The sequence below is a fragment of the Streptomyces sp. NPDC050416 genome (assembly GCF_044458845.1).
GTDB lineage: Bacteria > Actinomycetota > Actinomycetes > Streptomycetales > Streptomycetaceae > Streptomyces.
In genome coordinates this window covers 524,019-541,912 of sequence record NZ_JBITII010000007.1, presented here as the reverse complement: position 1 = coordinate 541,912, position 17,894 = coordinate 524,019, and the positions used below count along the sequence as shown (strand labels likewise).

Below are 17,894 nucleotides of genomic sequence, written 5' to 3'. Positions count from 1 at the left end.
GGGAACGCGGACTCGATCATCACCTGGTAGCGGCGCATGTCGACGATGTGGTCGACGTGCTCGATGTCCACCGGGCACTGCTCGACGCAGGCGCCGCAGGTGGTGCAGGACCACAGGACGTCCGGGTCGATGACGCCGTTGTCCTCCAGCGTGCCGACCAGGGGGCGCTCGGCCTCGGCCAGCGCCGACGCCGGGACGTCCTTGAGGGCCTCCTCGGACGCCTTCTCCTCGCCCTCCATCGTCTTGCCGCCGCCGGCCAGCAGGTAGGGCGCCTTGGCGTGGGCGTGGTCCCGCAGAGACATGATCAGCAGCTTGGGGGAGAGCGGCTTGCCCGTGTTCCACGCCGGGCACTGCGACTGGCAGCGGCCGCACTCGGTGCAGGTGGAGAAGTCCAGCAAGCCCTTCCAGGAGAACTGCTCCACCTGGGACACGCCGAAGACGTCGTCCTCGCCCGGGTCGGTGAAGTCGATCGGCTCGCCGCCGGAGGTCATGGGCTGGAGCGCGCCCAGCGCCGTCCCGCCCGACGCCTCGCGCTTGAACCAGATGTTCGGGAACGCCAGGAAGCGGTGCCAGGCGACACCCATGTTGGTGTTGAGCGAGATCGTGATCATCCAGATGAAGGATGCGCTGATCTTGATCACGGCCGTCAGGTAGACGAGGTTCTGCAGGGCGCTAGTGCTCAGCCCTTTGAAGGCCAGCACGAGGGGATACGACGCGAAGTACGCCGGATCGTAGGCCTCGACGTGGTGCAGCACCCCCTCCAGGCCGCGCAGGGTGAGGATGGCCAGGCCGATGGTGAGGATGACGTACTCCACGAAGTACGCCTGCCAGGCCTTGGAGCCGGCGAACCGGGACTTGCGACCGGCCCGAGAGGGCAGGCTGAGCAGCCGGATCACGATGAGGGTGAGGATCCCCAGGGTCATCGTCGCGCCGAACAGCTCGACCACCAGCTCGTACGGCAGCCACCCGCCGATGACCGGCAACATCCAGTCGGCCTGGAAGAGCTGCCCGAAGGCGTTGGCGAGCGTGAGAAGCAGGCTGAAGAAGGCGACGGCGACGAACCAGTGGGCGATGCCGATGATCCCCCACCTGTTCATTCGGGTGTGGCCGAGGAACTCCCGGACCACGGTGAGCGTCCGCGCGACCGGATCGTTGGTCCGCAGTCCGGCGGGGACCGGCTGGCCGAGTTTCACGAAGCGGTAGATTTGCGCGATGGCTCGGCCGAACAGTGCGACACCGACCATGGCGAGCACCAGCGACACGATGATCGCGGTGAGTTGCATGAGGGCTCCTCGGGCCTGCGAGAGCGAGAGTTCGAGATCTACTAAGCGGTAACTTTGGGTTGTGAGGCTGACATTACCCAGGGCCGCAGACTCCATGAAGGCACGCGGTTGGTGATCTGCGTCGCTGAGGCAACCCATGGTTCGGCCCTGCCGGACCGGCGTCGCATGTCATCGACGGGGCGAACCGGCGACGAGAGCGCCGTGAACGAGCAGCTGCACGAGGTCCGGCAGTTGCGAGTCGCGCAGCGGGCGGTCGAGTTCCCGGGAGCGGGCGAACAGCAGATCGAAGTAGGCCTGGGCTATCTGCAGCGGGGGCAGCCGCAGGGAGTCCTCCTCGGGGGCCAGCAGGGCCGCCAGGGAGGCGACGACGGACTCGACGGCCTCGCGGACCTCCCGCATTCCAGCGGGGGAGGCGGTGGACTCGCGCCGCGCCCTGGTGTGCCCTACCGCCTCCAGGTAAGAGACCACCGTACCCATGCGCGTCAGGTACGTCTCCAGCGCTTCGGCAGCCGCGAGGAGACGCGCTGTCACTGAGGCGTCCAAAGGAATGTCGGCAAGCTCGCGCAGGACATCGTCGGAGCGCGCGGCCTCGGCCATGCAGGCGTTGAGCAACTCGTGCTTGTCGGCGAAGACCTGAAAGATCGTCGCTTCGCTGATGCCGGCGGTGCGGGCTACCTGACGAGTGGTCACTGCCAGGCCGTGCTCCGCGATCAGTGCGAGGGCGGATCGGACGATCATCTGGCGGCGCAGCTGCGGGCTCATCTTCGGAGCCCGTCGCCGTTCGGGGGCCGGGGCGGTCATCCGCCAGAGGTTACTGAGCGGTTCATCACTCGGTCAATCGCGGTCCCGGCATCCCGAAACGACGCCGCGGCGCCCGTGTGTCCGTAGGTGGCCATGGCCGCCGTCGGTCATAACGGAGCTATTCCCCATGGGCGGCATCTGGCAAAGTCATACCTGAACTGCGGCCACCTATCGGAAACCGTGGAACGTGGCCCTGGGGCATTGCACGGAAACCAGACCACGTCCATGAAGCGGCGAACCCTACGACTTCACGCAAGCACGCGCCGCCCCTCCTTCTGCCTATTGAGCACCTTTACGGGAAGTCCCCCACAGGAGGACCCGGACCGCCCTACACGACTTGAAAGCGATACAGTGCCGGACATTGACGTTAGGCTGACAGAACCAGCCGCAGAGATAACCAAGCTGATTGATGACTGGCTGACGGGCTACATAACCAAGCCCCATGCGGAGCTCGGTCGCAGCGGTCCTGTGTGTCCGTTCGTCGAGCCCTCTCGGAGAGCCGGCTGTCTCGTGCTCTATACGGCGGAATGGCGACCGGAGTTCGGCCTCTCGCACATGGTGGACACCGTCGACAACGCGGTTGAATATTTCGCCACCCACGAGTGGGACTCGCGGAACTCCAACCTCCACTCGCTGCTGGTAGCCGTGCCGGATCTGCCCCGCGATGCTTACTGGTTGATCGACAAGGCACACGAACTCACCAAGGACCGCGTCGTAGCCAGGGGTCTCATGCTGGGACAGTTCCACCCGACCTGCGAAGAGCCCGCAGCGCGCAACAGCGGATTCCCCGTCAACAGGTCGCCGGTACCGCTGTTCGCGGTACGGAACATGGCTTTGCACGACATACTCTTCCTGCACGCCGACGACGTCTGGTTCGCAGAATACGAGCGGCGCCATGGACGGCATTACGAGAAGCCGGACCGCATCGCCCCTGATTTCGTCAGAATGTTCCAAGCCGCGCGTGCTCGACTGGCCGGTGGACCTCACCAGCGATGCACTGACTCGCTGAACACCGACCGCATCAGGTGACGTCACAAGCGTCCATCAGAGCCTGGCCCATGGAGAAAGAAACCCGCATGGAGCAGCCGAGTTCCTGTCCAATCCAGCAGAACGGCAGTGAGGGCGCACCCCCCTACGTCACCTACGCCCACATGGACAGGTTGCACGAATTGCAGCAACCGCGATCCGACTCTCCGCGGGAACTGACGTTCCTGCTCATCAGCCATGTCAAGGAACTGCTGTTCCGGGCTGTACTCGTGGAGGTGGATCAGGCTCGCGAACAGCTTCGGGAGAGCCAGGTCGACCAGGCGTGCGAGAGCCTGTCGCGTGCCGTGCGCGTCCAGCGGCTGCTGGTGAACGTATGGGACACGATGACGGCGATGTCGCCAGATGAGTTCCTTGCGTTCCGTGACATCCTCGGCGAGGCATCCGGCACTCAGTCCTTCATGTATCGGGCGCTGGAGTTCGCACTCGGCAACAAGGACCCTCGGACCGTGGCGCAGTGTTCCCGCTACATGGACCTCTATCCGGAACTCAAAAAGGCGTGGTATGCCCCGAGTCTCTACGACGAAGCGCTGAGCCTACTGGTCCGCATGGGAGCCACGATTCCACGAGGCGTCTACGAGCGTGAGCCCGGAGCGCCGTACACGCCCAGCCCGGCTGTGGAACAGGCGTGGCTCGGCGTCTACCAGGAGCCGACTCGCTGGAGGCAGGCCCATCGAGTCGCGGAGCTGCTGACCGAGGTGTCATATCAGTTCTCCCACTGGCGCGCCACGCATCTCCTGGTGGTGGAACGCATGCTCGGCAGCAAGCCGGGAACGGGCGGCACGGCGGGCCTGGACTGGCTTCGGTCGGTGAACGAGCACCGCTTCTTTCCCGAACTGTGGACTGTCCGCACACTCCTCTGACTCCCGATCCCACCCATTCAGATTGGAGGGCTGTCGTGACCACCGCCCCTACCCTGACGATGCGCGGACTGGTGCCCATCCTGTTCGGACATGCCGCGTTCCAGCAACTCAACGCGGCGTGCGAGCTCGGGCTCTTCGAGTATCTGCACAGCGCACCGGGCGCCTCCGCGGAGTCCATCGCGGCCGGTACCGGCCTGAGCACGCACTCGGCCCAGGTACTGCTGCTGGGGACGACGTCGCTCGGTCTCACGACAAAGGGCCCGGACGGCTACCGAAACTGCGCCATCGTGGAGGAAGCGTTCCGCGAAGGCAGCTGGCCGGTGCTGCGGGACATCGTGGAGTTCCAAGCCAAGATCGCTTACCTGCCGGCCATGGACTACGCGGAGTCCCTGCGCACGGGTGAGAACATCGGCATTCGCCACTTCCCCGGCGACACACAGGACCTCTACACCCGCCTGGCCAACACCGAGGGCCTGGAGCAGCTGTTCTACCGGTGCATGAACTCCTGGTCGACCCTGTCGAACCCGGTGCTGCTCGAAGGCGTGGACTACTCACAGGTCCAGCGGGTGCTCGATGTGGGCGGTGGGGACGCGGTCAACGCGATCGCCCTCGCCTCGGCCCACGAGCATCTGCGCATCACCGTTCTGGACCGACCCAGCGCACTCGACGTCGCCAAGGAGAAGATCGCCCAGCATGGCCTGGCCGATCGCATCGACACCCATGCGGCGGACCTGTTCGACGATGCCTATCCGACCGGCTATGACTGCGTTCTGTTCGCGCACCAACTGGTGATCTGGACTCCGGAGCAGAACAAGGCTCTGCTCGGCAAAGCTTTCGACGCGATGGCCGACGGGCAGCGTGTGCTCATCTTCAATGCCTTCTCCGACGACGACGGCACCGGTCCGCTGTATGCCGGACTGGACAGCGTCTATTTCTCCACGTTGCCTTTCCGCGGCAGCACCCTCTATCCATGGCGGGACTACGAGGAGTGGCTGCGGCACTGCGGGTTCTCCGGGATCAACAGGATCACGATCGACTCCTGGACACCTCATGGAGTCATCGAGGCCTACAAGGGCTGAGGTCTGGGCCCCCGACAGCGGTGCCGGGTTCGGGCGGGGCCGTCCGAACCCAGCATCGTGCGCCTGTCAGGTGATCAGCGTCGGGGTCGTGAATCGGGGGTCGTGGTGTTCACCGGAGAGCGCGATATCGCGCAACGTCGTCACCGCTCGGTGGATGTCGGCGTGGGAGACGTACAGCGCGTTGTAGCCGAAGCGCAGCATGTTCGGGGGCCGCACGTCCCCGATGACTCCTCTGGCGATCAAGGCCCTCATCAGCGCGTGGGCGTCCGGGTGAGCCAACGTCACCTGGCTGCCCCGCAGGGCGCCTTCCCTCGGAGTCACCAGCTCGAAGCCCAAGGACGCCAGGTGTTGGTCGAAGCATTCGATCAAGAAGTCGCCGAGCGACAGACTCTTGGCACGTATCTCGGCCATCTCGACGCCGTCGAAGACCTCCAGGGCCGCTTCGAGAGCGAGAAGAGAGAGCACCGGGGGTGTACCGATTCTGGTCCGCGAGATGCCGGGCGCCGGCTCGAAGCCCTGCTCCATATGAAACGGTCGGGCGTGCCCATGCCAACCAGTGAGCGGCGGCTCGAAGGTGTCGTGATGCCCGCGCGCCACATAGATGAACGCGGGGGAGCCAGGACCGCCGGACAGGAACTTGTACGTACAGCCCACGGCGATGTCGACGCCCTGGTCGTCCAGCGCTACAGGCAGCGCGCCCGCAGCATGGCACAGGTCCCACACCACCACGGCGTCCGCGGCGTGAGCGGCGGCGGTGACCTCTGCCATGTCCCACAACCGTCCGGTGCGGAAGTCCACGGCTCCGTAGGAGACGACAGCCACCTGCTCGCCCTGCTCCCGCAGGAAGCCGTGCGCGTCGGGCACCGGAACAGCGACGACATCCAGCCCGCACAGGCGGGCCACCGACTCCGCCAGGTATCGGTTGGTAGGGAAGTGGTCCGGATCCGTGACCAACAGCCTGCGCCCGGGTCGCAGCCGCGCAGCTCCGACCAAGGCGTTGAACGTCTGAACAGAGGTCGACTCGCCCACCACGATCTGACCGGGTGCGGCTCCGAGCAAGCGGCCGATGCGATCGCCGATCCGCAGCGGTGCGCCCCACCAGTCGTCCTCGGTCCATGCCGTGATCAGGTGATCGCCCCACTGGTCGCGAACCACCGTCTCCAACGTGGCCGGGACGCGGCCGGACAGTGCCCCCAGTGAGTTCCCATCCAAGTAGACGATCTCTTCCGGCAGCAGAAACTTTTCCCGCCTCGAATACAGCGGATCTGCCATGTCGAGATTCTTGGCATCCCTTGCGGTAGGCATGGGCTACCTCTTTCAGTCGATGAGGAGAACGAGATGTATGTCTATGGCGACATGACCCAGGAGGAACTCGACCGGGAGTATTCCCCGAGTTCCTGCGCGCCGCAATTCCCCGCGCATCTTACACGTTATGAGACAGACAGCGACCGGGCCAGGGAAATCCTTGACCACCGGCTTGACGTTCGCTACGGGCCCGGCGCGGCGGAGTTGCTGGACTTTTATCCGCCGCGACGTCCCCAGGCCCCGCTGTTCGTTTTCGTACATGGTGGTCACTGGCAGGAGATGAACAAGGAGGCGTCCGCGTTCGCTGCTCCCGACCTGGTGGAGCAGGGTGCGGGATTCATTGCCGTCGGCTACGGCCTCGCACCGGACCACGGCATCGGATCAATGGTCACATCAATACGGCGGGCCCTGGGGTGGATATCGTCCCACGCCGCGGAGCTGGGTACCCGGCGCGATCTCCTTTTCGCGGGCGGCAGTTCGGCGGGAGCGCATCTTGTGGCGATGGCGCTGTGCGCCGCCGCGGAGGAGCCCTGGGACGTCGCCGGGGCAGTGCTGCTCAGCGGCGTCTACGACCTTGAGCCGGTGCGGTTGAGTTACGTCAACGACAAGGTGCGCATGGACGGATGCGCGGCGGCCGCCAACAGCCCCATCCACCATCTCCCGCTTGCCACGTCGAAGGTCATCGTCGCGAGGGGTGCCGCTGAGACCGCCGAGTACGCCCGGCAGCACGTCGACTTCGTGAACGCGCTGACGCACCGCGGCCTGCGACTCGTCGATCTGACTGTGGCCGGGCGCGACCACTTCGACCTGCCCTTCGACCTCGGGCGTCGCGGCACCGCGCTGGGCGATGCCGTGCTGACCCAGATGGGGCTGTGACCAAGGAGACCGCGAGGCCCTCTGGTGTGGCCGAAGGCGGTCATGGCCCCACCCAGCCATCTACGCGATACCTGTCGGCTCCCTGTCATCGTCGGCTACTGCTAAATTCTTTTTCGCTGATCAGGAGTTCCAAGGGGGGGCGAAAAATTGCTCCCTCGAACGCAGGGCAGGCGTGTCTTCGATGGTCAAAGGATGAATGAGATGGACCTCGCCCAGGAAGTGCTCGATATTCGCGTTGCACCCTGGTTGGCCGCTTCCGCAGAGCAATCGGCGAGTCCGCTGCTGGAAAGCGTGGACATATCGTGGTACGGCGGATCACGAATACCCTCGGCAAGTCCAGCAAGCGAAGCCGTGATGCAGGCGCTTTCTGGGCTGATGTTCGTGAATGGCGCGGAGGCCGGCCGCCCTCGCCGTTTCGGCCTGGATGTGGCCTCCGCCGCATGTGGTCTGCTGGCGGGGCACGGTGCCTTGGCTGCCGAGATCGGCCGTTCTCGTGGAATCGACATCGAGACGGTGCGGACGTCCGTGCTGCGGGCGGCGACAATTCTGGCCGGTCAGTACATCGGTGAGGCCACATCACCGGAGGACTGGGCGCCCTCGATGCGCGGCAACGGCTCCCCGCCGCCGTTTGCCAGCGCGGATGGCCAACTGTTCGAGATCGAGACGTTCGATCACGACCGCTGGGCCGGCTTCTGGCGGAGCCTGGGCGTGGACGGCGCCGTTCTGGGTCGGTCCTGGCCCATTTTTCAGTATCGATATGTCAAGGGGCACTGCGTACTTCCTGGCGACCTGCACATCGCAGCGTCGTCCGCACAGTGGTCTCGGATACGCGCGGCAGCCGACGAGTTCCGGCTGAGCTTGGCGCCGTTGCGGACGTATGCGGAAGTATCCGCTGGGCCTGGCTGGTCGGCCGGTCATCCCAGGTTGACGCCTTTGGCAGCACAGGGCCGGGAACGCTCAGCGTCGGCACCCGCGAGCCGGCCGGGCGATGCACATCCCCTCCCGCTGAGCGGTATGCGGGTCGTGGAGGCCACGACCCGCGTTCAGGGCCCACTGGCCGGGCTCCTGCTGCGCATGCTCGGTGCCGAGGTCACCTGGATCGAACCGCCGCAGGGCGACATCGGAGGCATGGGGGCCTATTACCATCGCGGCAAGGGACGGGTAGCTGTCGATGTCGCGCGCCCGGAAGGGCGTGACCAACTCCGCGAGATGATCGCGGAATCCGATGTGTTCCTCCACAACTGGCGCCCCGGTAAGGCCGTGGAATGGGGGCTCACCGCGGAAGAACTGGCGCGTGTTCAGCCCGGACTGGTGTTCGCCGAGGCATCCGGTTGGGCTCCCCTCGTCGACCGGGACCATGTGCTCGGTACAGAGTTCATGGTGCAGGCCTACACAGGGTTGGCTGACACGAATACGCCGCACCTCCAACGGCCGCGAACCACCCGTGTGTTGCTCTGCGACATCTTTGGCGCCCTGGTGACCTGTGAAGGTGTTCTGGCTGGTCTCCTCCAGCGCGAGCGCCGGAACCATGGCTGGAAGTCCGAGACGTCGCTGCTGTGCGGGTCGATGGCCCTGCAGTCCCAGGTCGGTTCCCATCGTGAGGCGTCGCGGCGGACAGCGGGCCGTCCGCGATGGGACCTCCTGGATGAGCCACTGGAAACCGCCGATGGCTACCTGGCGATCACCCTTGCCGAGGGTGCCGACCGCCGCGTTCTGGGCGAAGTGCTGGGGATGCCGCTGTACGACGGGAACGACGAGAGGCTTTCGGAGCGATTCCGTGAGGCTCCGGCCGCGCACTGGGAGAAGGTCCTGGTCGAGGCCGGTATTCCAGCTGCCGAGGTCCTTTGTGACCTTGATGCGCTGGTTCATGACGAGCGTCTTGCGCCTTTGTTCGAGCCCTTCGAAGACGGCGGGCAGGCACCGGTAGCGCCGTGGGTGTTCGAGTGATCGACGCCAGTCGGTGAGTCAACACATCGATATCGAGGAGCAACCTGTGAACGAACTGATCGCGACGCTGCACGCCGTATGCCAGGAGCGGGCCGACCAGCCTGCCCTCACCTTCGAGGGCCAGTCTCTGACCTACCGTGAGTTCTGGGACCGTGTCGAGCGCATGGCTGCGGCCTATCAGAGGCTCGGCATCCAGGCCGAGGACCGTGTCGTCTGCCAGCTGCCCAATTCCCCGGAATACCTGATTTCCATGGTGGCGGCGTGGATCTCGCGGATCGTATTCGTCGGTGTCGACCACGATCTGACCGGACCCGAGCTGGTGTCGCTGGTCGATCGCACCGATGCCGTCGCCCTGCTGTACCAGCCGCGGGCCGGAGCCGACGACGGCATGGAACCGCTGCGCACGGTGCATGAGGCGTTTCCGAAGATTCACACGATCGTGCGAGGCACTGATGAGCCGGTGGGAACGACCTTCGCCGACCTGCTGGACGACTCGGCCGATCTGCCGGACACGCCGCGTGACTACACCGGCATCGACGATCTCGGGATCGCGCTGCTGCTGATGACCTCCGGTACGACGGGCCAGCCGAAGCTGGTGGTCGAGACCTGCCGGGCGCTGTGGTCCAAGACCGCGGCCTTCCTGGAAGCGATGCGGCCGAACAGCGACGACGTCTGGCTGATCTACCCGCCGATGGCCCACGGCTTCGGCCTCAAGATGACGCTGATGGGACTGGCCAGCGGTGGCCGTCTGGTCGTCATGGACCGGTTCTCCCCGAGCGGTGCGTTGGATCTGGTGACGGCGGAGCGGGTCACGGTGCTGCCCGGGACTCCGGCCCATCTCAGGATGATGCTCGACCGTCTGGACGGCGAGCGCCATGACGTGTCCTCGCTGCGGTGGGGGGTCTCGGCTGCATCACCGCTGCCCGCGGCGCTGTTGGAGCAGGTGTACGCCGTCCTCGGTGTCGAGATGCTGTTCATTTACGGCTGCTCGGAAGGCTTCTACACCTTCACCACCGACCGCGCCGACATCGAGGCCGGTTCGGTCGGTCGCCGGCCGATGGACGGGCCGGCGGGCACTCCGGCCGACGGACACGTGGAGATCGCCGCGCTCGACGGTACGGGGTCCGTGGCCAGCGGCGTGCTCGGCGAGATCGTGTACCGCGCGAAGGTCCCGGTGCGTTACTGGGGACAGGAGAGCGTGGGTGTCGACGGGTGGTACCACACCGGTGACCTCGGGATCATCGACGACGAGGGCCGGCTGCACGTTCGCGGTCGGACCAAGGAACTCGTCAACCGGGGCGGTCTGAAGGTTTCCTGCGTCGAGGTCGAGACGGCCCTGGGGGCGCTGCCGGCCGTGGCCGACGCCGCGATCTTCCCCGTCCCCGACCAGGTGCTCGGTGAGGCGATCGGTGCCTGTGTGGTGTCGGCCGATCCGGACGCTCCGATCGATCTGGAGGGGTTGAAGGCCGCCCTGCGCACGTCGCTTGCGCGGCACAAGATGCCGGACCGGCTGTGGATCGTGGACGCCATCCCGCGGACCAAGCTCGGCAAGATCGACCGGGCAGCCCTCTCCACGACCGTGGCGTCATGACCGTGCGAACCGACCTTCCTCCCGCACTGCGACGCGCGACCGAGCTGCTCGCCGTGCGGGGGATCGATCCGCTCGTCCAGGACGGCTACCTCGATACCCTTCGGCAACCACCCGGCAGCATCGCCGACGCGGAAAGCACAGGAATCCAGGCGTTCTGGGCCTCCAAGGCCGGCGCGGGTTTCTATCGATTCGCCCAGGCGCTGGTGCGGGCAGTGCTCAAGGGATCCCGGACTCCGACCGAGTGGCTGGTGCTGCCGTCCAAGGGCGTGATCCTCGATGTCGGGTCCGGGCTGGGGCATGTCACCGGAGTCCTGGCCGACAGCGCCGGAGGTGATGTCGTCGTCCTGGGCGTCGACATCTCCGCGCCGATGCTGGCCAGGGCGGCCAGAGCGTGCACGGACTCCCGGGTCGGGTTCCTGCTCGCCGACGCGGGCCGGCTGCCCTTCGACGACGGCTGCGTCGACGGCGTGGTCTCCACCGCCGTGCTGCAACTGGTCGCGGATCGTGCTGCCGCGCTCGCGGAGATGGTCCGTGTGCTGCGGCCGGGCGGCGTCCTCACGGTGATGATCCCCAGCACCAAGCACGGTCCGGCCAAGCTGATGTCGGCGCTGCCGGGTGGTGGAGTCCATTACTTCGACGACGACGAACTCCCCGGCATGTTCGCGGCACATGGGCTCACCGACGTCCACGTCCGTCGCAAGGGCTCGTTCCAGTGGGTTCGCGGCGCCAAGAACGCAGCGCCCGGAAACGCACCAGTTCGCTGACGTCTCGATGGAACACCGATCCGGTACCTGAAGGCTCGGCCGACGCGTACGGCTGCGCCGGATCAACGGTCTCCGGCTCTTCCCCGAACCGCGGACTCCGAGAACAACGATGCATGGGAGGGATCATGGCGCGCAATCATCGTCTGCTCTTCGACGAGCTGATGGCAGTGCGGCGGGACGCGGAGCCGTGGATCGTCGACCACCAGCCGATCGCGGTGACGGCGGCGGACGACAAGATCGCCCCGAGCGACATCGCCGATGCGGCGGCACGGGCGGCGACGCTGTTCGAGTCCGAAGGCGTCGGCGTCGGTGACCGGTGCGTGGTTTGGCTCGACTCCGTTGTGGATGTGCTGGTGGTGGTCTCCGGTCTGTCTGCGGTGGGTGCGGTCCCGATCCTGATCAGCCCGACCCTGGATGCCGAAACAGTCGGGCACATGCTGGCACCGACCACGGGCGTCGACCGGGTGATCACCACGGGCACACGTGTCGCGTCGTATGCCGCTGTCGGGGACGGTCGGCGGCTGGACGACTGGTCGGTGCAGGCCGGGCGGATGGCGACCATGTCTCCGCGGACGGCCCCTGCCGTGGCGCTGCCGGGTTCGGCGCCGTACGTGGTCACGCACACGTCGGGAACGACCGGTGTGCCCAAGCTCGTCGAGTACACGAGAGCTGTGATCGACTATCACGGCTATCTGCGTGCGCTGGGGCACCGAGTCTTCCGCATGAAGGGTTACTCCGTTTTCGCCCTGTCGCCCTCGCACGGCGCCACGGTGGTCGCCCTGCTGTTCTCGCTGCGGAGGAATTCTCCGTTGATTCTGCTGGCCGGCACGGATCCGGTGACCGTCAGCCGCATCGTGGGGACGTGGCGCCCGACGTTCCTGGAGACGGTTCCGAACACGTACATGGTGTGGGAGGACCTGGCCGACGCGGGCGTGTTCCGATCGGTCAGATGGTTCTACGCCACGTTCGACGTGCTGCATCCGGCCACCGTGCAGCGCTTTCTGCGCGGCAGCGGTCGAAAGTTCGCTGCCTTCTTCGAGTTGTACGGCCAGTCCGAACTGGGCGCCATCTCGGCTCGTATGCACGTGAAGGGGTTCAGCCGGAGCCATAAGCGCAGTGATCTCGGCAGAAGGATGAAGGGCCATCCCGTGGGCCGGGGAGTTCCCGGTGTCACCCGGATCCGGATCGTCGACGCCGACGGAGCCAAGGTGTCCGCGGGTACGCCGGGGCGCATTCAGGTGCGCACCAAGGCGCTGTTCTCCACCTACCTGAATCGACCGGAGGCCGCGCGCGCCGGGCGCAGCGACGGCGGGTGGTGGGACACCGGTGACTGGGGCGAGAAGGACCGTTTCGGCCGGCTCACGCTGATCGATCGCCAAGTGGACCGCGTGAGTACGGTGCCGAGCTCGATCGCCGTGGAAGACCTGTTGCTGGAACGGATGCCGTGGCTGCTCGAGGTCGTCGTGCTCGAGCGGAACGGCCGGATCGTGCCCGTAGCGGCGACCCGGGAGGGCGTCTTCGACGAGAACGCGTGGCGGGAAGCGGTCGCGGATCTGTCGGGATTTGACTTCCCCGTAGTGGTTGATTTCGCGAGTCTGCCGAAGACGGCGACCGGGAAGATCCGTCGCTCGGTGCTCGCCGCCCGAATTGCCGATGTTTCCGGATCTCCGGCAAGCCCGAAGTGAGTGGTGTCGTGACTGTCTCTACCGAAGCAGCGAACCCTGCCCGACCCGCGCCGAAATGGACGACCTATGTGCAGCTTGGAAAGCTGCGTGTCTACCATCGGTTGTACCACTGGATCATTCTTCTCGCGCTGCTGTACTCCGATTCGGTGTCCCTGCACGGTGCGATACCGGCGCTGGTGCTGGTTCCGCTGCTGTTGCTGTCGATCCAGAGCTCGGCATGTGCGATGGACGACATCATGGGCTTCCGGGACGGTTGCGACATAGCGAACTATGGCGCGGCCGACTATCCGACCATGATTCGCAAGCCCCTGGTCGCGGGGCTGCTGACGGTGCGGCAGGCGGTTGGGTTCGTGGTCACTGTCGTCACGGTCGCCACCCTCGCCGTCGTCACCACGGCGCTGTCGTTGGGAATCAATGTCCTGCTGGCACTGGCGGTCTGGGCAGTCGTGATCGGTATCGCGCTGCAGTACTCCGGCGGTCTGAAGTTCAGCTACGTTCCCGGCGGGCTGGAGCTGTTCATCTCCGGCCTCACGGTCGTCGTCACGGTCATCCCGTACCTGATGATCGCGCATACCGTGACCAGCACCGCGGTCCTGATCGGGCTGCTCACCGGCAGTTGGTTCCTGATGCCGGTCTCGTACGGCAACGTGGCCGACCGCGCCGGAGACGGGGCCGCGCATCGCCGGACGCTGGCCGTCGTGCTGAATCCACAGACGTTCCAGGTGGTCATCTGGCTCCTGTACGGCTACAGCATCGTGCTCACGGTGCTCCTGTTCACGGTGGGAGACCTGAACCCGCTGACCGCGCCACTGCTGCTGCCCGTGGTCGTGATGCACGCTGTGCAGCATTACCAAGGGAATGTCAAAGGCCAGGTCCGGAAAGCCATGAAGTTCGGTTTCCGGTGCATCGATGTCGGGATGCTCGGTTTGACCGCGGCGATTCTCCTGTCGTGAGGGTACGGCTCCGGCCGCCGATGAGGGTCTGGAGCACACACGAACGCCAGCACCGTACCTGAGCGCCGGGAGGACATCTCGGGCTCGTCCTGGCACGACCAGATGGAGATCCGCACTGTGACGGCAATCAATGAACGGCAGGCCTCGCGCAGCGCTCCCACCGCTCCGGGGAGCCTGCCGTTGCTCGGCCACGCGCTGCGCCTCGCACGGCGCCCGCACCAGTTTCTGTCGACACTGTCAGCGCTCGGGCCGGTGGTGCGGATCAAGATCGGCGGGTACGTCGGGTACGTCGTGACCGAGCCCGGACTGATACGCAAGGCCTTCGTCACCCATTCCGATCAGGGTGTCCTGGTCGAACGCACCAGGGTGCTGACCGGCGAGGGCGTGATCGTCCTGCAGGGGCAGAGGCATCGCCAGGAACGCCGGCTGATCGCGCCGGCGTTCGCCAAAGCCCGCATCGCCCACTACGCGTCGGTCATGGCACGGCAGGGAGCCGAGTGCTCGCAGTCCTGGCGGGACGGCCAAGAGATCCTCCTCAACGAGGAGATGCACGAGCTGGCCGTGCGGACCATGGCGGCGACGCTGTTCCAGGGCACGCTCGGCGCTGAGACGGCCGGGCACATTCACCGGTTGTTGCCGCCGGTGATGACGCTGCTCGTGCGACGAGGCACCCGGCCGGCCTGGACGGACCGCCTGCCACTGCCGTCCAATCGCCGGTTCGAGGTGATGCTCGCCGAGTTGAAAGCCGTGACCCGCAACATCATCACGAGTCGACGAGCGGAGCTGGCCGCCGATCCCGAGCAGGATCCGAGGGATCTGCTGGGCGCCCTGCTGCAAGCCCGTGATGACGAGTCAGGCGCCATGCTCAGCGACACTCAGGTGCACGACGAGCTGCTCAATTTCCTCGTCGCCGGCACCCAGGCGGCGGCGGCCACACTCGCCTGGATCTTCCACGAACTCAGTGCCAACCCGAACGTGGAGGCGGCGCTGCATGCCGAGCTGGACGCAGTGCTCACCAACGGGCGACCGGCCGAGTTCGCTGATCTGGAGCGGCTGGATGTCACCAAGCGTGTGGTGTCGGAGTCTTTGCGGAAGTACTCGCCCTGGTTGACGCTTCGGCAGATCACCGAGCCGACGACCCTCGGTGACGTCGAGATCCCCGGCGGGGTGTTGCTCTTCGCCTGCCCGATCGCCGTACACCGCGATCCGGCCTTCCACCCCGATCCGATGCGGTTCGACCCGGATCGGTGGCTGCCGCAGAACAGGGCACGCGTGTCACCCGACACCTACATCCCCTTCGGCATGGGAGCGCGTCAGTGCCCGGGAAACGTCTTCGCGCTCACGCAGATCACGCTGCAGATCGCGACCATCGCGGCGCGCTGGCGATTCCGGACGATTCCCGGCAGCAAGGTGAAGGAGGTTGCGATCGGCGCATTCATCCAGCCGACTCGTATGCCGATGCGAGCCGAGGCACGCTTCTGATCGCCGCATTGCCGCAACACTGCGCCTACCGGTCCGCAGCCGGCAGGGATTCGAAAGAGGAGAAATGATCAACCGTCTGGCAGGATTCGCCATACGCGCCCCGAAACGCGTACTGGCGCTGGTCCTCCTGGCCTTCGTCCTGTGCGGTGGGCTCGGATCGAAGGTCCCCGATCGGCTGTTGGCCGGCGGATTCCAGGACCCTGGCGCGGAATCCACCCGTGCTGCGAACGTACTTGCCGACGAATTCGGCCTGTCCGGCGCACAGTTCCTTTTCGCGATTGAATCCGCTTCGGGCGCCACGGATGCCAAGGCCACGGCCCGGGCCAAGGACATCGTCGCTGGAATGCGAGACGACTCGCGCGTGCAGACGGTCGTTTCCCCGTGGACCGGGCCGCAGGGCGGTGCGCACCTGATCAGCCGCGACGGCCACGCGGGGCTCGTGGTCGCCACGCTGAAGGGCGACGACAACGCCGCGCAGAAAACCGCCAAGGCCCTGTCCGACCGTTACACCGGTGAAGCCGACGGGGTCACCGTCACCGCGGGCGGTCAGGCCATGGCCTTCTCGGAGATAGCCACGACCTCTGCGCGTGACCTCGGCGTGGCCGAATCGGTCGCGATCGTGCTGACATTCCTCCTGCTGGTCTGGTTCCTGCGCAGCTGGGTGGCGGCCGCGATCCCGCTGGTGGTCGGAATCATCGCCATCGTCTGCACCACGGCGGTGCTGTATCTGCTGACGCTGGTGACCGACCTGTCGGTGTTCGCGATGAACATCACGACCGGGCTCGGCCTGGCGCTGGCGATCGACTACTCGCTGCTCATCATCGGACGGTTTCGCGAAGAAATCGCCCAGGGCAGCGGACAGCAGGAGGCCATCGCGATCGCGCTGCGGCGCGGTGGTCGGGCGGTTGTGTACTCCGGGCTGGTCGTCGGTATCGCGTTGATCGGAATGACGTTCTTCCCCATCTACTTCCTGAAGTCGATCGGGTACGCCGGCGCGGCGGTGGTCGCTCTCTCGATCGTGCTGACGTTGACCGTGGTTCCCGCGTTGCTGAGCCTTCTGGGCACCCGGATCAACCGCAAGCCGCTGCGTGAGACGGAGGCGGTCGAATCCTCGTGGCTCCACAGGGTGGCGGTGTCGGTGCAGCGCCGGCCGATCGTGTTCGCCCTGCCCGTCCTCGCTGTGTTGTTGGTTTCCCTTGCACCGGTCTTCGGTTTGCGGCTCGGCCTCCCCGACGACCGAGTCCTCCCGGTCAGCGCGCAGTCGCACCAGGTGGGCGACACGATCCGGGACGGATTCGACGAGAATGTCGTGGGCACGGTGCGGATCGTCGTGGAGGGGATCGGCGATCCGGCCAAGGTCGAGTCCTACGCCACGGCCCTGTCGCGCGTCGAATCCGTGAGCTCCGTCGTCGCTCCGGCTGCTACGTACAGCGACGGACAGCGTGTGGGTCCGGGCGCGCCGGCAGCGACGAAGGGGAGCGTGGCCTACCTGACGGTGCAGACTCCGCTGAACCCGTACTCCTCCGCTGCGGCACGGCAATTGGATGCGTTGCGTATGGTTCCCGCCCCGGGCCACACTCTGTTCGACGGCTTGGGTCCGCAGACCCGTGACACCTCCACGAGTATCGCCCGGGGCATACCCAAGGCACTGGCCTGGATCGCCGTCACCACCTTCGTGCTGTTGCTGCTGCTCACCGGTAGCGTCGTGATGCCGCTGAAAGCCCTCGTTCTCAACGCGCTTTCGCTGACCGCGAGCTTCGGTGCGATGGTCTGGATCTTCCAGGACGGTCATCTCGGCGCTCTCGGCACGACGAGTACGGGCTACACCACCGCCACGGTTCCGGTGTTGTTGTTCTGCATCGCGTTCGGGCTCTCCATGGACTATGAAGTGTTCCTGCTTGCCCGGTTCAGCGAGGAGTGGGAGAAGTCAGGACGCACCAGGGCCGACAACGACACCGCGGTGGCGGTCGGTCTGGCACGGTCCGGCCGGGTGGTGACGGCAGCCGCGGTGATGATGGCCGTCGTATTCGCCGGCATGGCCACCAGCGGCGTCTCCCTCATGCGGATGCTCGGTCTCGGACTTGCGCTGGCTGTCCTTGTGGACGCAACGCTGGTTCGTGTCGTTCTTGTACCGGCGTTCATGCGCATCGCGGGAACCTGGAACTGGTGGTCTCCGCGTCTGGCGCGCGGTGTGCTCGAGCGGCTTCGTCTGCGGGAGTGA

At 66.1% G+C, this 17,894-nt stretch carries 14 protein-coding genes; 11 read left to right on the top strand and 3 right to left on the bottom strand.

Features of this window, described 5'->3' with window-relative positions; genetic code table 11:
* Both ACIBL4_RS24525 and ACIBL4_RS24520 read right to left on the bottom strand, forming a co-directional pair.
* A partial coding sequence (locus ACIBL4_RS24525; protein WP_399413469.1) for a 4Fe-4S dicluster domain-containing protein occupies positions 1–1,283 on the bottom strand: 1,283 nt, incomplete at its 3' end.
* Positions 1,284–1,451: 168 nt separating this feature from the next.
* Positions 1,452–2,084, bottom strand: coding sequence for a TetR/AcrR family transcriptional regulator (locus ACIBL4_RS24520; protein WP_399413467.1), 633 nt, complete (start codon positions 2,082–2,084; stop codon positions 1,452–1,454).
* Between the two features lie 351 nt (positions 2,085–2,435).
* Here ACIBL4_RS24520 and ACIBL4_RS24515 point away from each other — a divergent pair, with 351 nt between their 5' ends.
* The 3 genes from ACIBL4_RS24515 to ACIBL4_RS24505 are packed head-to-tail and all read left to right on the top strand — an operon-like array spanning position 2,436 to position 5,070.
* Positions 2,436–3,113, top strand: coding sequence for a DUF6875 domain-containing protein (locus tag ACIBL4_RS24515; RefSeq protein WP_399413465.1), 678 nt, complete (start codon positions 2,436–2,438; stop codon positions 3,111–3,113).
* A gap of 29 nt (positions 3,114–3,142) precedes the next feature.
* Positions 3,143–3,991, top strand: a complete 849-nt coding sequence (locus ACIBL4_RS24510; RefSeq protein WP_399413463.1) for a tryptophan 2,3-dioxygenase — start codon at positions 3,143–3,145, stop codon at positions 3,989–3,991.
* Positions 3,992–4,026: 35 nt separating this feature from the next.
* The gene (locus ACIBL4_RS24505; RefSeq protein ID WP_399413461.1) at positions 4,027–5,070 is read left to right on the top strand and encodes a methyltransferase; all 1,044 of its coding nucleotides are present in this window, start codon (positions 4,027–4,029) and stop codon (positions 5,068–5,070) included.
* Positions 5,071–5,136: 66 nt separating this feature from the next.
* Here ACIBL4_RS24505 and kynU read toward each other — a convergent pair whose 3' ends face one another.
* Entirely contained in the window at positions 5,137–6,375 is a 1,239-nt protein-coding gene (gene kynU, locus ACIBL4_RS24500; protein WP_399413459.1) for a kynureninase, read from the bottom strand.
* A gap of 33 nt (positions 6,376–6,408) precedes the next feature.
* On the opposite strand from kynU, the gene ACIBL4_RS24495 reads away from it, so the two are divergent.
* The 8 genes from ACIBL4_RS24495 to ACIBL4_RS24460 all read left to right on the top strand — a co-directional run bounded on the left by ACIBL4_RS24495 (position 6,409) and on the right by ACIBL4_RS24460 (position 17,894).
* Entirely contained in the window at positions 6,409–7,251 is an 843-nt protein-coding gene (locus ACIBL4_RS24495) for an alpha/beta hydrolase (protein WP_399413457.1), read from the top strand.
* A gap of 201 nt (positions 7,252–7,452) precedes the next feature.
* Positions 7,453–9,198 (top strand): CoA transferase, encoded by a 1,746-nt coding sequence (locus ACIBL4_RS24490; RefSeq protein ID WP_399413455.1) that lies wholly within the window; start codon positions 7,453–7,455, stop codon positions 9,196–9,198.
* A 46-nt stretch (positions 9,199–9,244) separates the two neighbouring features.
* Positions 9,245–10,789: a class I adenylate-forming enzyme family protein gene (locus ACIBL4_RS24485; RefSeq protein WP_399413453.1), complete on the top strand. Its 1,545-nt coding sequence runs from the start codon at positions 9,245–9,247 to the stop codon at positions 10,787–10,789.
* Positions 10,786–11,553 (top strand): class I SAM-dependent methyltransferase, encoded by a 768-nt coding sequence (locus ACIBL4_RS24480; RefSeq protein WP_399413451.1) that lies wholly within the window; start codon positions 10,786–10,788, stop codon positions 11,551–11,553. The genes ACIBL4_RS24485 and ACIBL4_RS24480 overlap by 4 nt, the downstream gene beginning before the upstream one ends.
* A gap of 125 nt (positions 11,554–11,678) precedes the next feature.
* Positions 11,679–13,238 carry a class I adenylate-forming enzyme family protein gene (locus ACIBL4_RS24475; protein WP_399413448.1) on the top strand — a complete coding sequence of 520 codons (1,560 nt, stop codon included), beginning with the start codon at positions 11,679–11,681 and terminating at the stop codon, positions 13,236–13,238.
* Positions 13,239–13,246: 8 nt separating this feature from the next.
* Positions 13,247–14,191, top strand: coding sequence for a UbiA family prenyltransferase (locus ACIBL4_RS24470; protein WP_399413446.1), 945 nt, complete (start codon positions 13,247–13,249; stop codon positions 14,189–14,191).
* Positions 14,192–14,293: 102 nt separating this feature from the next.
* The gene (locus ACIBL4_RS24465) at positions 14,294–15,673 is read left to right on the top strand and encodes a cytochrome P450 (RefSeq protein WP_399413444.1); all 1,380 of its coding nucleotides are present in this window, start codon (positions 14,294–14,296) and stop codon (positions 15,671–15,673) included.
* Positions 15,674–15,737: 64 nt separating this feature from the next.
* Positions 15,738–17,894, top strand: coding sequence for an MMPL family transporter (locus ACIBL4_RS24460; RefSeq protein ID WP_399413442.1), 2,157 nt, complete (start codon positions 15,738–15,740; stop codon positions 17,892–17,894).